The 14,474-nt window shown below is 32.5% G+C and carries 14 protein-coding genes and 1 riboswitch; of the genes, 6 read left to right on the top strand and 8 right to left on the bottom strand.

From position 1 onward, the window contains the following. The first annotated feature begins 46 nt into the window (after window positions 1–46). Window positions 47–748, top strand: a complete 702-nt coding sequence (locus J5Y03_RS18495) for a pirin family protein (RefSeq protein ID WP_209407473.1) — start codon at window positions 47–49, stop codon at window positions 746–748. 62 nt (window positions 749–810) lie between these two features. Continuing rightward, window positions 811–1,194 (top strand): DoxX family protein, encoded by a 384-nt coding sequence (locus J5Y03_RS18490; RefSeq protein ID WP_209407506.1) that lies wholly within the window; start codon window positions 811–813, stop codon window positions 1,192–1,194. 39 nt (window positions 1,195–1,233) lie between these two features. On the opposite strand, the gene J5Y03_RS18485 is transcribed toward J5Y03_RS18490, so the two are convergent. Next, a complete protein-coding gene (locus J5Y03_RS18485) occupies window positions 1,234–1,887 on the bottom strand; it encodes a TVP38/TMEM64 family protein (RefSeq protein ID WP_209407472.1) in 654 nt (217 codons plus the stop codon). 223 nt (window positions 1,888–2,110) lie between these two features. On the opposite strand from J5Y03_RS18485, the gene J5Y03_RS18480 reads away from it, so the two are divergent. Then, complete coding sequence (locus J5Y03_RS18480; protein WP_209407471.1) at window positions 2,111–2,494, top strand: DoxX family protein; 384 nt, start codon at window positions 2,111–2,113, stop codon at window positions 2,492–2,494. 118 nt (window positions 2,495–2,612) lie between these two features. Here J5Y03_RS18480 and J5Y03_RS18475 read toward each other — a convergent pair whose 3' ends face one another. Further along, entirely contained in the window at window positions 2,613–3,041 is a 429-nt protein-coding gene (locus J5Y03_RS18475) for a GNAT family N-acetyltransferase (RefSeq protein WP_209407470.1), read from the bottom strand. A gap of 110 nt (window positions 3,042–3,151) precedes the next feature. On the opposite strand from J5Y03_RS18475, the gene J5Y03_RS18470 reads away from it, so the two are divergent. Both J5Y03_RS18470 and J5Y03_RS18465 read left to right on the top strand, forming a co-directional pair. Further along, window positions 3,152–3,799 carry a VC0807 family protein gene (locus J5Y03_RS18470; RefSeq protein ID WP_209407469.1) on the top strand — a complete coding sequence of 216 codons (648 nt, stop codon included), beginning with the start codon at window positions 3,152–3,154 and terminating at the stop codon, window positions 3,797–3,799. 214 nt (window positions 3,800–4,013) lie between these two features. Continuing rightward, window positions 4,014–5,738, top strand: coding sequence for a methyl-accepting chemotaxis protein (locus tag J5Y03_RS18465; protein ID WP_209407468.1), 1,725 nt, complete (start codon window positions 4,014–4,016; stop codon window positions 5,736–5,738). Window positions 5,739–5,807: 69 nt separating this feature from the next. Here J5Y03_RS18465 and J5Y03_RS18460 read toward each other — a convergent pair whose 3' ends face one another. Both J5Y03_RS18460 and J5Y03_RS18455 read right to left on the bottom strand, forming a co-directional pair. After that, window positions 5,808–6,554 (bottom strand): MerR family transcriptional regulator, encoded by a 747-nt coding sequence (locus J5Y03_RS18460; RefSeq protein ID WP_209407467.1) that lies wholly within the window; start codon window positions 6,552–6,554, stop codon window positions 5,808–5,810. Window positions 6,555–6,660: 106 nt separating this feature from the next. Continuing rightward, on the bottom strand, window positions 6,661–7,533 hold the full coding sequence (locus J5Y03_RS18455) for a cation diffusion facilitator family transporter (RefSeq protein WP_209407466.1): 873 nt from the start codon (window positions 7,531–7,533) through the stop codon (window positions 6,661–6,663). Between the two features lie 330 nt (window positions 7,534–7,863). Further along, window positions 7,864–8,037, top strand: a riboswitch (Lysine riboswitch). A gap of 130 nt (window positions 8,038–8,167) precedes the next feature. Between J5Y03_RS18455 and lysA the strand changes: the two genes are divergently transcribed. After that, a complete protein-coding gene (gene lysA, locus J5Y03_RS18450; RefSeq protein WP_209407465.1) occupies window positions 8,168–9,490 on the top strand; it encodes a diaminopimelate decarboxylase in 1,323 nt (440 codons plus the stop codon). Window positions 9,491–9,743: 253 nt separating this feature from the next. Here lysA and J5Y03_RS18445 read toward each other — a convergent pair whose 3' ends face one another. From J5Y03_RS18445 to J5Y03_RS18430, 4 genes are all read right to left on the bottom strand, one after another. Continuing rightward, the gene (locus J5Y03_RS18445; RefSeq protein ID WP_209407464.1) at window positions 9,744–11,687 is read right to left on the bottom strand and encodes an FtsX-like permease family protein; all 1,944 of its coding nucleotides are present in this window, start codon (window positions 11,685–11,687) and stop codon (window positions 9,744–9,746) included. Beyond that, on the bottom strand, window positions 11,677–12,438 hold the full coding sequence (locus J5Y03_RS18440) for an ABC transporter ATP-binding protein (RefSeq protein WP_209407463.1): 762 nt from the start codon (window positions 12,436–12,438) through the stop codon (window positions 11,677–11,679). The genes J5Y03_RS18445 and J5Y03_RS18440 overlap by 11 nt, the downstream gene beginning before the upstream one ends. 104 nt (window positions 12,439–12,542) lie before the next feature. After that, entirely contained in the window at window positions 12,543–13,547 is a 1,005-nt protein-coding gene (locus J5Y03_RS18435; protein WP_209407462.1) for a sensor histidine kinase, read from the bottom strand. Next, the gene (locus J5Y03_RS18430) at window positions 13,544–14,233 is read right to left on the bottom strand and encodes a response regulator transcription factor (protein ID WP_209407461.1); all 690 of its coding nucleotides are present in this window, start codon (window positions 14,231–14,233) and stop codon (window positions 13,544–13,546) included. Before J5Y03_RS18430 ends, J5Y03_RS18435 begins: the two co-directional genes overlap by 4 nt. Window positions 14,234–14,474: the final 241 nt, after the last annotated feature.

The following is a 14,474-nucleotide window of genomic DNA, read 5'->3' as shown; positions in this document are numbered from 1 at the left end:
TTTTATAAATAATATCTCGAATTAGAGATAAAAGGAGGAAAAGGAAATGATTTTAATTCGTAAAAATAATGATCGCTATAATGCAAATCACGGTTGGTTAAATGCTCGTCATAGTTTTTCGTTTGCAGAGTATTATGATCCAAATAATATGATGTTTGGGCCATTAAGAGTGCTAAATGATGATATTGTTGCTCCAGGCAAAGGTTTCGGAATGCATCCTCATAAAGAGATGGAAATTGTAACGATTATTTTAGATGGTCAGCTAGAACATCAAGATAATGCAGGACATAGTGAAATCATTGAGTTTGGTCAAGTGCAGCGTATGAGTGCAGGTACAGGTATTTATCATTCTGAAATAAATCCGTCACTAGAGCGATCTGTTAATTTACTACAACTATGGTTTTTACCTGAGGTGAATGGGTTAAAACCAAGTTATGAAAGTATTTCATTTAATAAAGACCAATTGATTAATCAATTACTTCCAGTAGTTCAAAAAAATAGTAACAAACAAGATGTAGCAACTATTCATCAAGATTTATCGATTTATTTAAGTGATTTAGAAGAAGGTCAAAATCTAGAATTTTCTCAATCAGTTAATCGCAGAACTTACCTATTCGTGATCGAAGGGGAAGTGAGTGTCAATGACGTTTTATTAGAACGCAGAGATGATGCAAGAATAACAGAAGAAGAGAAGTTAGTTATTAAAGCGAATCAAACATCACGCTTTATGTTAATTGATTTACCATAAAAATAATGTATGTGAGATAATATCTCAATTTCGAAATAAATTTAACTAAAAAGGAGAAAAATATAATGAGTTTAGGTTTATTAATTATACGTTTAGTAATAGGAATGACATTTGCAGGACATGGTACACAAAAATTATTTGGCTGGTTTGGCGGATATGGTTTAAAAGGTACAGGACAATGGTTAGAGTCAATCGGGATGAAACCTGGATATTTTATGGCTTTAATGGCCGGATTAAGTGAAGTTGTTGGTGGATTATTATTTGCAGCAGGTATTTATACTTGGGTGGGTGCTCTATTAATCGTCTTTACTATGCTGGTCGCAATTGTGAAAGTACATGGTGCTAATGGTTTTTGGGTTACTTCAAATGGGATCGAATATAACGTAATGTTAATGGCAGTTGCAATTGGAGTAGCTTTAATCGGCCCTGGAGCTTACGTTTTATAAGATAAGAAGTTCAAAATATACAAAAAGCATTTGAAGAGGTTAAGGAGAGATAATCTTCTTAACCTCTTCTTGTTTTTTATTTTTCCTTAACACAAAAAGAATGCCAGTAACAAGGATACATAAAATAGAGAGTGCTAATGTCACCCATGTGCTTGAAATTAATAAATTTCCATAAAAAGTGTAGAGAATAGCGATTGGAATATTACCTAATAAGACAACCGTTATATAGTGAAAATAAGGCATCTTTGTAGAAGCAGCAGCAAAGCAAGCTGCATCAGCTGGTGCTAGCGGTGTAGCGACTGCTCCAAATAAATAGCGAGAGCGATTGTTTAGTATCTTTTCATAAAGAGAAGGGTACTTTTTATGAATAAATTGATTCACCTTGTTTTGGAAAACAGTTCGACTGATTGCATAAATAAAAGTTTCTGTTAAAAACATCCCAATTAGTGAGAGGCAAATGCCTTCGATCGGTGAAAATAAAAAGCTTCCTACAACAATAAGGACTGAACTAGGTATAAAAAGGATAATACGTAAGCAAAAGACTAACACAAATAGGATGGGGATATTTACGGATGTATGTTTTAAAAGAGTTTTCCATTCTTCAATTGATAAATTAGTTAAATGGTAATGGTAGGCGACAGAAAATAGTGTGATCCACAAACCAATAATGAGCAGTGGGGCGAATTTTTTCATGTTTTCATCTCCTCTTGAAAAGTTACTAATAGTATATGGAATTATTACTAATGGTCAGCAAACCAAAACATTAAATTTATCCTACATTAGCGGACAGTAAAAACCCAACTGAAGGAAGTTTCACTTTATTTTGTGGATTAAAAAGGTCTATCTACTGTTTAATCGGCATATCTTACTAATAGCTTTAGATATCTCAATATCGAGAAAAGGTGGTGTTAAGGAAATGGATGAAGGATTATTAATCATTCGTCTCGTTTTAGGGTTAATCTTAGCAGCACACGGTGCTCAAAAGCTATTTGGAATTTTTGGAGGACACGGTATCAAGGGTACTGGAAAATGGCTAGAATCAATTGGAATTAAACCAGGTGCGTTTTTTGCGTTTTTGACAGGACTTGGTGAATTTGGAGGGGGACTACTAATTGCTGCTGGCGTATATACAAAAGTATGTGCCATTTTAATTATTTTCATCATGCTAGTAGCAATCTTTACAGTTCACTGGAAAAACGGATTATGGAATGGAGCAAATGGGTATGAATATAATTTACTCATCATTGCTGTTTCGATTGGACTTTATTTGACAGGACCTGGAACTCATACATTGTTTTAAGGGAACAGAAAACAGGGAAAAGGGAACAAAGAACAGGGGTAGTCTCTAGTAATTTATAGAGACTACCTCTTTTTTGTTTATGCTCTTAACAAGATTAGCTAGCCTGATTGTTTCGTGACTATAATCGTTTTCGAAAAGAGTAGCTAGTTCGATCAAATCCTAATTTTTTCTCATAGAATCTATGGGCATCGGTCCGTTGAACGCCTGATTCTAAAGCAATATTTGTGCAACCTTGTTCACGTCCCCAAATTTCTAGAAAGGATAGTAATTTTTCACCATACCCTTTTGATCTAGCATGTTTAGTAGTGACTAAATCATACACGTAAACATGTTTTAATGCGTAGAGATTTGTTCGAATTGTTACTCCAGCCAAGGATTGAATTTTTTCGTCGTCGATTAGTGCAAAAAGCTGATAGTTTTCATCAGCCATTTCATGCATCAGGTTGATATATTCCTTTTCAGATAAGTGTGTTCGAAGTTCGTGCATTACGGGATAAGCTAAACTCCAATCAACTTCTGTTTTTAGTTCTTTTATATATAACTCCATACCGGGCCTCCAATTAATTGAGAAATTAGTAAAAAAAAACTAGCTTATAATAAGTTTAAATATTATGATAATTATATTCAATTTAAAAGTAAAGAGTTGAGGACGATATAATGAAAAAACAAAATAATATTATTTTATATGATATTGTACTTTATGTAATTTTTCCGATTGTATTATTCCGTTTATTAAAACCAATTGTTGGTGAATACTGGGCTATGATTATTCCAACAGTTCCTGGGATTTTATATACGATCTTTCGATTTTGGTATACAAAACAATTTAATGTGACGGGCTTATTTATTATTTCAACAATGTCGGTGAGTACGGCAGTAGATTTATTATCCGGATCTGGATACAATCTCATTCTATACAATGTTTATTATCACTATGCATTAGTTGTGGTGTTTATATTTTTGATACTGTTAAAAAAGCCATTAACTCTTTATTTTTCTTTAGATATTGTGGCTTTACAAGGACATGACAGAGAAACGAGTAAAAAATTGTTTTTTCATAAAGAAATATTTAAGTATTTTCAGTACTTATTTATTTTTTGGGCACTGAAGGACGTATTATTTGCGTCTATTCAATGGTGGTTACTTGTTCAATATGGAACAAAAGCATACTATTCACGTACAATTTTATTTACAATTGGTGGTTATGTATTTGGAATATTTATGGCGGCTGGTTATTTCTATATAGCTAAAAAAGTAAATAAATTAATGGATTCTAATACAGAGGTACTGAAAAATTCAAACTGATTTTTCCTTAGAAAAGATATCACTATATGTCCGTTAAGGAGGGGATTTCTCAAACGAAAGTATAATTGTAAAGTTTAGAAGGTACATAAACTTAAAAATTAATAAACGTAAAACATCAAGATTCTGCCCGCATATCGAACGTTTAAAGTAGTATGCATCAGTATACTACTATTAGTTTTGCATAAATAGCACAACAAGTGGGAGAGTTACTGTAATGAGAAAAAGCATAAAAGTAAAAATGGTACTATTATTTGCAACATTAGTAACAATATTGGGTAGTTTAATTGGCTTTATTTCGTATGATATGTCAAAGAAATTAATTACAGATTCTGTTAGTAAACAAGCAGAAAAAATTACTTATGAAGCTTCTAAATTAATTGATGTAGATAAATATGAACAACTTCTAAATGCAAATACAGAAACAGATTATTATTATAAATTAAGGGAAGATTTTAATATTCTTAAAGAAACTAATGGGTTGAAGTATCTTTATACAATGAAGAGAGAAAAGACAGATAAAGGAAATGAGTATCGTTATGTTGTAGATGGTGCTCCAAAGGATTCTAAGGATGCTTCCGCAATGAATCAAGTTGAAGAAAATGCAAACGATTTCCCTCTAATGAGACAAGCTTTTGATACTGGAAAGAAGCAACTAGGTGAATTTAGTTACACTAAAGAATATGGTGCAGTGATTACTACTTTTATTCCGATTCATTCTAAAACAGGGCAATTCCTAGGAATAGTAGGTGCTGACTTTAATGTGAATTCAGTTTATAAAAAAATGCAATCAGATAAAATAACGATTATTATCATCACAGTTGCAATAATTCTTCTAAGTATTCTAGTAATCTATCTATTTACTGCATATCTAGTTGCGCCTTTAGTAAAATTAAAGAAACATGTAGAGTTAGTAGATGCTGGTGACCTGTCTTTAACGTTTGAAACCGAACGAAAAGATGAAATTGGCATATTAGCTCAATCGTTTAATACATTAGTTCAAGATCTTCGAAAAGTGATTTCTCATATTAATGAAAGTTCGTTAGAGCTAGCTGATAGCACATCTGGACTTTTGAATAAAGCGAATCAAACAAAGGTGGCAAGTGATAAAATCGCTTTATCGATGCAACATATTTCTGATGGGTCAACTACGCAACATACGAGCTTAAAAGAAAGTGTTACAATAATTGAGGATATGTCAGCAGGTGTTGGACAAATCGCAGAGGCGTCTACTAATGTATCAATCTTATCAAATAAAACGTTAAGTGAATCTGAACAAGGAAATAGAAAGGTTAGCGGTGCAATCGAACAAATGGAAGCAATCGCTAATTCTGTTGCTCATTCTGCGAGTTTAATCGAAACGTTAAAGAGTCATTCAACTGAAATCTCTAATATTCTTAATTTGATACAAGAAATTTCTGCGCAAACTAATCTTTTATCACTAAATGCAGGAATTGAAGCTGCTAGAGCGGGTGAAGAGGGGAAAGGATTTGCGATTGTCGCAACTGAGATTCGTAAATTATCAGAAAGATCTAAGCTTGCAGCAGAAAACATTCGTTCAATTGTAGAGAAGATTACACACGATACAGATCAAGCAGTCCATTCTATGAATTCTGTCGGAGAAGAGGTAAAAGAGGGGATAAGTCTTGTTGGAGAGACCGGGGTCGCATTTAAAACGATTTTAAAAGCAGTCCAAGATGTTACTTCACAAATTGCGGAAGTATCTGCAACATCTGAGGAAATGTCTGCTGCTACACAAGAAATTACATCTTCAGTGAATAAAACGTCTCAAATAGCTGAAGAGACACTTATTAAAACAAATGATTCTGTTTCGTCAACTGTCGAGCAAAATGAATTGGTAGACAATATGACGTTATCAATCGAAAACTTATCCGAGATGGCTAATCTTCTTAAAGAAATGACTAGTAAGTTTAAATTATAGAGAAATAGTTTAGTTCTCGAAAACAGTCAACCTCAAATTAAATGAGGTTGACTGTTTTCATTTACTAACTTATAAATTTTTATCAGCATAATAAGCCATTGCTTTTGCCATGAAATTTGCTAATTCTGGATGATAACTGTCGTAAAGCTTACGAAAATCAGGATGTTCAATATACATTTGTCCTAGCCCTTTATACATTTCTTTCGTAGGAGTGTAAAATTGGTTAATTACCTCGAAATGTTTTTGGATGATCGATTGTACTTCTGAGCTATCGTGTCCGTGATCCATTACTTTAACAAGATTTCTGTGAATATCATCATATTGTTTTTGAACAGTGGCATAGTCATCTTTGTTCCAATTTTTTGTCCGTTTTTTACTTTCATTTAATAGTTTTTCACCGTATTTTTCTTTTATTTCCTCTTCATATTGTCTTTGTTTTTCTTCATCAAAACCGTTAAAAAGTTGTTCATCACTCATCTTTTTCTCTCCTTTTATATGTTTGATCGTTTGGTCAATTGTATTCATTAGTTCTTGTAATCGCTCTGCTTGCTTAGATAGATTTTGTTTATGTGATGTAAGTGCAGAAATAAGGTTAAAGCTCGAATTTGATAGGATTTCTTGGATGATTGCGAGCGGTAAATCAAGTTCACGGTAGAACATAATTTGCTGAAGCCGGAGGAGTTGTTCTTTTTCATAATAACGGTAACCATTTTCGCTATGGTAAGCTGGTTTTAGTAAATTGATTTCATCATAATAGTGAAGGGTTCTTGTCGTCACTCCTGACAGCTTTGCAAGTTCTTTTACTGTATACGCCATAATGTCATCACCTCCTAAATAAACTGTAAGATATCACGTTACGTTATAGTCAATGCTTTCTTTTTAAAAAAAGTTGCCCAAAATAAAGAATGGGGCAACTTTACGATTATTTTACAAATATCTTCTCATCCTCTGGTTCAACGTGAATCAGAATGTTTGGATTAAAGAGTGCATTTGATAATTCATTTTCGATTTCATTACATAAATTATGAGCATCTTCTATACTAGTACTTGATGGTAAAACGAGGTGGAAATCAACATGTTCTTCTGCTCCTGAACGTCTTGTTCGAAGGTTATGATATTCGATGTATTGGTTTTTGAACTTAGCAAGAACACCTTTAATCGTTTCTAATTCCTCATCTGATAATCCTGCATCCAATAAAGGAGAAAATGCTTTCCGTCCAAGTTCAATAGATTCCTTCATTAGATACAGTGCAATTCCAATCCCTATTAAAGCATCTAATATTTCCCATCCTGTTAAGCTTACTAACACTAAACTGATCCCTACTCCAATTGAAGAGTAAACATCTGTAAGAAGATGAAGAGCATTTGATTGCATCGCAACAGAACCAGACTCTTTCCCAACACGTTGCACAATTTTTCCGATTTTCCAATTTAGAGCTGCACCAATTAACATGACAATTACACCTATTAATGGAAGTTTCATAGGCGTGGGGTGAAGTATTTTATTGATGGATTCACAAATTATCCAGATCCCAGCTATAAAAATAAGCAAAGTCTCAATTGTTCCTGAAATATTTTCAAATTTCCCATGACCATACGGATGGTCTTTATCTGGCGGACGATTTGAGATTTTTACAGAAAAATAAGCAATGACAGAAGCAACTAAATCTAATGAAGAATGAATTGCTTCTGAAATGACAGCAACAGATCCTGTGAAAATTCCTGCTCCCAGTTTTAAGATAATAATAAAAGAATTACTAAAAATAGATAATGCGGCAATTTTAGATGATTGCAAAGAAGTTACCCCCAATCAATAGTTTCCACTTAGGTGAAGAAAGTTGTCCATGTGCAACAAAATAAAAAACCTCTGACATTGTATCAGAGGAATGAAAAATTCATATTTATATTTAATGGAATTTGGATTTTTTGATAGTTGCCCATAATTCACCCTTATTTCTTCAATTACATAAGTAAGTTAAATTTATTGCTTTTCTATTTTACTAGATATAAAGATGTAAATCAATAATAGAAAACATTCATTTGTTGTTATAATATGTCATACGAATAATTATTGACTATGAATGTATAAATATGATATAAAATTAGTAATATTATACGATTGTCTCAATTTCATAGAGGTTGCGGTGTAAAAGAGTACCATTTTGGAGAACAGTGGGTTTGCTGAAAAAATGGGAAAGGGTATACCGCCGAAATGATAAACTTCCACTAAGTTTATTGTTGGGGCTACATTTAAGAAATGTAGAACTGTCACATGTTTATGTGAAGTGCTATTGAAGAGATGTGATTGGCTATTTAACCATCTTTTTGGGAATAAATAGGCGCATGAACATTACTTCATGCGTCTTTTTTTAATACACTGAATTGAGTAGCAAGTATGATACATTACTCACAAAAAAGGGGTTAATAATATGTATCTTCATGGAACTAGCCGAATCAATGAGCAAGGTAATTTAGAAATTGGTGGATGTGACACTGTTGAACTTGTTAAACAGTTTGGGACACCTTTATATATATATGATGAATCTTTAATCGAATCGAAATGTAGACAATTTCAAGATGCGTTTAAAGAAACAGGTTTACGATATCAAGTAGCGTATGCGAGTAAAGCATTTGCTTGTATAGAGCAATATCGATTAATTGATCGTGAAGGCTTATGTTTAGATGTTGTTTCTGGTGGGGAGCTTTATACAGCTATTCAAGCTGGTTTTCCAGCAGAACGAATCCACTTTCATGGTAATAACAAAACAGCTGAAGAAATTGAGATGGCTTTAGATGCAAAAATAGGTTGTTTTGTAGTTGATAATTTTTATGAATTAGCACTTCTACAAGAATTGGCAGAAGAAAGAGACGTGATGGTAGATATATTATTACGTGTTACACCAGGTGTTGAAGCACACACACATGAATATGTGATGACAGGGCAAGAAGATTCTAAATTTGGTTTTGATATTCAATCGAAACAAGCTAATACAGCAATCGAGATTTCATTACAATCTCCGAATTTAACATTACTTGGTATTCATTCACATATAGGCTCTCAAATTTTTGAGCCAGTAGGATTTGTTCACGCAATCAGTATTTTGATGACATTTTTAAATGAAGTAAGAAAAGAATTGAATTTTACTGCTAGGATTCTAAATGTTGGTGGAGGGTTCGGAATTCGTTATACAGAAGAGGATGAACCAATCTCAATTTTTGAACAGATTGATTCAATTTCTTCTATCATAAGAAGGGAATGCAAAGAGAAAAAATATCCACTTCCTGAAATTTGGATTGAACCAGGTAGAAGTATTGTAGGAGAAGCGGGTACAACGCTTTATACAATCGGAGCAACCAAAAATATTCCTTCTATTCGTAAATATGTATCCGTTGATGGCGGAATGACAGATAATATACGTCCTGCTTTATACGGTTCAAAGTATGAGGCAATGATTGCGAACCATGTAGAAAGTAAAGAAACAGAAGTCGTTTCAATAGCTGGAAAATGCTGCGAAACGGGAGACATGTTAATTTGGGATTGTGAATTACCACTTGTACAAAAAGGAGATATTCTAGCTGTATCTTGTACGGGAGCTTATGGATACTCAATGGCTAATAATTATAACCGTCTTAGAAGACCAGCTGTAGTATTTGTGAAAAATGGTGAAGCAAGGGTAGTTGTTCAGAGAGAGTCATATGAAGATTTAATAAGAAATGATGTAGTTTATGTTGAAAACTCTTCTATTAAATAGAAGGGTTTTTATCTTTTCTAAAAGATTGCTGCTTTTTGAGATTTTTAATTTTAAGACAGAAGTTGATTCGTGCGAAGGTGCGAGACTCCTGTGGGAATAACGGGAAGGCTGAGACCCCGCAGGCTTGCCGAGGAGGCTAGCTCACGCCACGCGGAAAGCGAGTATCCTGGAGTTGTAATCAACTAACGCATTCAAAAATAAAAACAATGTATATGAAAAAGCTCTAGTTTAATAACCAGAGCTTTTACTAGTTTTAAAGTGCATCTTTAATCACTTTTTTATAATAAAGAACAGACAGTACACCGAAAATTGAATAGAGAACTGCATATAAAACCATAACGATAATCATAGGTGTCCAAACTTCTGCTCCGAATAAAAACCAGCCTGATTGGACCGCAAAATAACTATGAATTAAGCCGATCACTAGCGGAATACCGAAATTAAAAATTTGTTTAGAACGGATTCCTTTTAATAAATCATTACGTGAAAATCCAAGCTTTCTTAAAATAGTATAATTTGGCTTTTCATCAACACTTTCATCCATTTGTTTGAAATATAAAATACAACCAGATGTAATTAAAAATGTTAATCCTAAAAAGCCAACGATGAACATAATCAGTCCCATTGTTTTTTTCTGATTATTAATCAGGTTAAGTCGTGAAGCATTTGCACCATGGTCATTAAGATGGTTTTCTATAAAAATGTCATTTGCTTTTTTAAGTGAATTTTTATCAATTATATTAATACCGAAATAAACTGTTGAGTCTTTTTGAATGGATTGGTCAAGATCCTTTTTTAAGCTTTCAAATACTTTATCATCTACAAGAACAGTTGGTAAACCACTGGTAAAATGAGAAGGTATGATAAATTTTTTATCAAGACCTAGATAGCTTAGATTGATTGCTTTGTTTTTACTCTTTAATTTAATTTCACCTGAATCCTTCATCGTCATAAATTTCTGAAGCAAATCATTATAACCAGTAAAAATAGTTTCGTTTGATGACAAGTTCAGGTTATTGACGGCTTTTTCACTTACAACTGCAAGAGGGAATTTATCTGATTTTTTATTGAAACTGTTAAAGTTTGCGTCAATGATGTTGCTTATATTGGTGTCGACCTGAATAATATCAACGCGTTTTTCAGTATATTTTATATCGTTTCTATCTAATGCTGTTTTAAATGTCTCTACATCTTTACTATTTGTAATAGAAAAATTTGAGGGAACCTGATTTTCAGCTGTTTTTTCAGCTGAGTAATAAGAAATATAACTTAATGATAATAAGCCAATTGCTAGTGCTGAAATCGTAGTAATGATCGTTAATAGTGACGCATTTGATTTCATTCTAAACATAATTGATGATAAAGAGAGTACATCATTTATATTTAAATAACCATTTTTGTTCTTTCGGATGATATTTAAAATGAAACGAACGGAACTTTTATAGAATAAATAAGTTCCAATGATAACGGAAGCTAGTATGGATGTCATTGCGATAAAAAGTTCCATAATCGAAGTGAAATCGCCTTCAAATAACTTCGATGAAAGATAATAACCAAAAATGATTAATAGAATACCAACAATTCCGATGACGATTTCAAATATTGACATTCTTTTTATTTTGCCTTCTGTAGTTGATACTAATCTAAACAAAGATAATATTGTCTGTCTTTTAATAAAGAGGTAATTCATTAGCATGATAAATAGATAGATAACAGCAAATACAATTAGTGTTTGGACGAATGCCGTCTTAGAAAAATGAAGAGTGGCGATGGCATTTATTCCAGTAATTTTAAATAAAATCATGATGATTAACTTAGATACAGCGAATCCTATTAAGATACCAAAAAGTAATGAACCAAAATAGAGGATAAAATTTTCAGTACTTAGTATTCGGAAAATCTTGTTTTTTGTCATCCCAATTAGTTGAAATAAACCAATTTCTTTGCTTCGCCTTTTAATAAAAATTGTATTTGCATAGAGAAGGAAGATTGAAACAATTGCAACGAGTAAGATCGAAGCTGCACGAACCGCAGCAGCTCCTTTAATTGAACCCGTTGTTGCGTTCATTGAAGGGTCATATTGCAAAGTGACAAACGAGAAATACAAAGCAGCACTAAAGATTAATGCAAAAACATAAAGATAATAATTTTTTAAGTTCTTTTTTAAATTTCGGAAGATCAAATGGTTAAGCTTCATGTTGAACACCACCTAATACTCCCTGTGTTTTCATAATATCCTTGAAGAAGTTCTGTCTCGTTTCATCACCTTTGTGCAATTGGGAATAAATTTGTCCATCTTTAATAAAGATGACACGATTACAGTAGCTGGCTGCAGCGGGATCATGTGTAACCATTACAATCGTTGCATTTCTTTTCTTATTCAGGTCACTTAGCTTGTTTAATAAATCAGAAGCAGATTTTGAATCAAGTGCACCAGTTGGCTCATCTGCAAAAATAATACTAGGCTCATGAATAAATGATCGAGCGGCAGAAGTACGTTGTTTTTGACCTCCAGAAATCTCGTTTGGATATTTATCTTTTATTTCGTAAATACCAAGTTCTTTAGCAATTACATCAAATTTTTGATTCGCTACAACAGAGGGTGTCTTCGTAATAGATAAAGGTAAAAGAATATTTTCTTTAACAGTCAACGTATCTAATAAGTTATATTCTTGGAAAATAAATCCTAGGTGGTTTTTACGGAATTCAGCTAATTGCTTTTCTTTCAAACTTGTAATATCTTTTCCTTCTATTGAAATAGTTCCATTATTTATCTTATCAATAGAAGAGAGTACATTCAGTAAAGTGGTTTTTCCAGATCCTGAAGCACCCATAATACTAACGAATTCTCCTTTGACAATGCTAATGTCTATGCCTCTTAACACTTCTTGTTTATTAAATTTATTTCCGTAGCTCTTATGAATTTTGTTTGCTTCTAGAATGTTCATTCCTATACACTCCTTTTTCTTAATTTATAAAATTAGTATAAAAGGTTTCTAAATGCGTTTCCTTCGATTAACCGAACAATTCACAAAAGCATGTGACAATATTGTCACATGCTTCTGATGTGTAAAAACTCATTTTGCTTTGGTAAGATCAATGTAAAAATTGTTCCTTTTTCTAGTTCTGATTGTACTTGTATCTTTATGAGTAGGGACTGTGCAGCTTTTTGTGCTAAATATAATCCCATTCCAGTTGAGGCATTGTCTTGATGCTTTGTTGTTGAAGTAAAGCCTTTATCGAAAATACGTGGCAAATCTTTTGAATGTATGCCACGACCGAAGTCTTCTATTTCAAGAACTATTTGTCCATTCTTTTGATAGTTTCTAATCATTATATCTGAGGATGTACTGTATTTAACTGCATTTGTTAATAGTTGTCTAATAATATAGGCAAGCCATTTAGCATCACTAAATACTTCAAATTCCTCAAGTTCGATATCGAAGCCTATTCCTTTATGTATACACCACGATTGTAGTGTCTTAATCTCAGTATAAATAACATCTTCAAGTTGGATTCTTTCAATATAAAGATCATTTTCGATAAAAGGTATTCTTTTTTGATGTAATTGCTGATCTAGCAAAAAGTGGATCCGTAACCATTCATACATTAAATGTGATTTCAATTTTTCATCGTTTATTCGATCAATCATTAAGTGCATAGCCGTTAATGGAGTCTTTACTTCATGAATCCACGATAACAGCTCATCTTTTTCCTGCTCTAACGCGGTTTGGTTTTCGGTTGCAATTTTTCTCAATAAGATCGTTTGGTTGGAAATACTATTTTCTACTATTTTTTCAAATGGACTATCTGGATTGGCGATACCTGATAAATCAAGATTATCTTCACGCTCTTCTAAACTCGTATAAAATTTTGTTTCTTTAGCATAACGAACGGCTAAGAAAAAAATAAACATTAAGAGCGATAAAAAGACAATATAGAGGAGTGACTGTAATGGTATGGACGAATCAATAAATGATACAAATAAGATTAAAGCCTGAGTAAGTAGAAAAAATAGTATCCAACTAAGTCTTTCAATAATAAATTTTTTAATCATTGGATTTCCTCTTCTAAAGCGATATATCCTTGACCAACTTTTGTTTCAATAAATCGTCCTAATTCAATTTCATCAAGTTTTTTACGTAATCGATTCACATTAACTGTTAGTGTATTATCACTTATAAATCGTTTATCATTCCATAATCTATTTATCAGTTCATCGCGACTAACAATCTTATTTTTTTGCTGGATTAATAGTTTCAATATAAATATTTCATTTTTTGAAAGTTCAATTGATCCACTATCATTTGTTACAGTATTTTTCTCGTAATCTACAGTAGCATTACACCAAGTTTTAAACGTGATTTTTTCGGTATTGTAATTATAGACTCGGCGAAGGGTGGCTTGTATTTTCGCAATTAGGACATCAAAATGAAATGGTTTTTGTACAAAATCATCAGCACCAAGCTGCATAGACATAACCATGTCAGAAGGGTGATCCCTTGAAGATAAAAAAATAATCGGTACGTTTGAATGAGAACGAATCATACGACACCAATGAAAACCATCATATTTTGGAAGCTGGATATCAATAACAACGAGGTCAGGCTTAATCTCAGTAAATTCTTGAATTACTTTACTAAAATCAGAAATGCCATAAACTTCGTAAGACCATTGTAATAATCGATCCTTAATCTCATTAAAAAGAGATGAATCATCCTCGATTAATAAGAGTTTAAACAATTTGAAGCACCACACTTTTCGTTTCTTTTCATTTAATTGTAAAGTAAAAACGATTTGAATTATATAAACAGATTAGAGATTAGATAAATATGCATAACATTTTCAATATTAAAATTAAAAAAGTAGTCAAATTGTAATAGTATTGCGACAATTTAAGACAAACTTATCATTTGTGTTACATTACTGTAACAAATACGACCTCTTTCGCTAATTTATGATATAAAAATTAGTAGAGAAGCGA

The sequence above is a fragment of the Gottfriedia endophytica genome (assembly GCF_017814275.1).
Taxonomy (GTDB): domain Bacteria; phylum Bacillota; class Bacilli; order Bacillales; family Bacillaceae_G; genus Gottfriedia; species Gottfriedia endophytica.
This window is presented reverse-complemented; position numbering and strand designations above follow the sequence as displayed.

Bases quoted from the DNA above. Each gene is read 5' to 3' on its own strand.
- J5Y03_RS18480 (WP_209407471.1), top strand. From the start codon at position 2,111: ATGGATGAAGGATTATTAATCATTCGTCTCGTTTTAGGGTTAATCTTA.
- J5Y03_RS18485 (WP_209407472.1), bottom strand. From the start codon at position 1,887: ATGAAAAAATTCGCCCCACTGCTCATTATTGGTTTGTGGATCACACTA.
- lysA (WP_209407465.1), top strand. From the start codon at position 8,168: ATGTATCTTCATGGAACTAGCCGAATCAATGAGCAAGGTAATTTAGAA.
- J5Y03_RS18445 (WP_209407464.1), bottom strand. From the start codon at position 11,687: ATGAAGCTTAACCATTTGATCTTCCGAAATTTAAAAAAGAACTTAAAA.
- J5Y03_RS18460 (WP_209407467.1), bottom strand. From the start codon at position 6,554: ATGGCGTATACAGTAAAAGAACTTGCAAAGCTGTCAGGAGTGACGACA.
- J5Y03_RS18475 (WP_209407470.1), bottom strand. From the start codon at position 3,041: ATGGAGTTATATATAAAAGAACTAAAAACAGAAGTTGATTGGAGTTTA.
- J5Y03_RS18440 (WP_209407463.1), bottom strand. From the start codon at position 12,438: ATGAACATTCTAGAAGCAAACAAAATTCATAAGAGCTACGGAAATAAA.
- J5Y03_RS18435 (WP_209407462.1), bottom strand. From the start codon at position 13,547: ATGATTAAAAAATTTATTATTGAAAGACTTAGTTGGATACTATTTTTT.
- J5Y03_RS18470 (WP_209407469.1), top strand. From the start codon at position 3,152: ATGAAAAAACAAAATAATATTATTTTATATGATATTGTACTTTATGTA.
- J5Y03_RS18465 (WP_209407468.1), top strand. From the start codon at position 4,014: ATGAGAAAAAGCATAAAAGTAAAAATGGTACTATTATTTGCAACATTA.
- J5Y03_RS18495 (WP_209407473.1), top strand. From the start codon at position 47: ATGATTTTAATTCGTAAAAATAATGATCGCTATAATGCAAATCACGGT.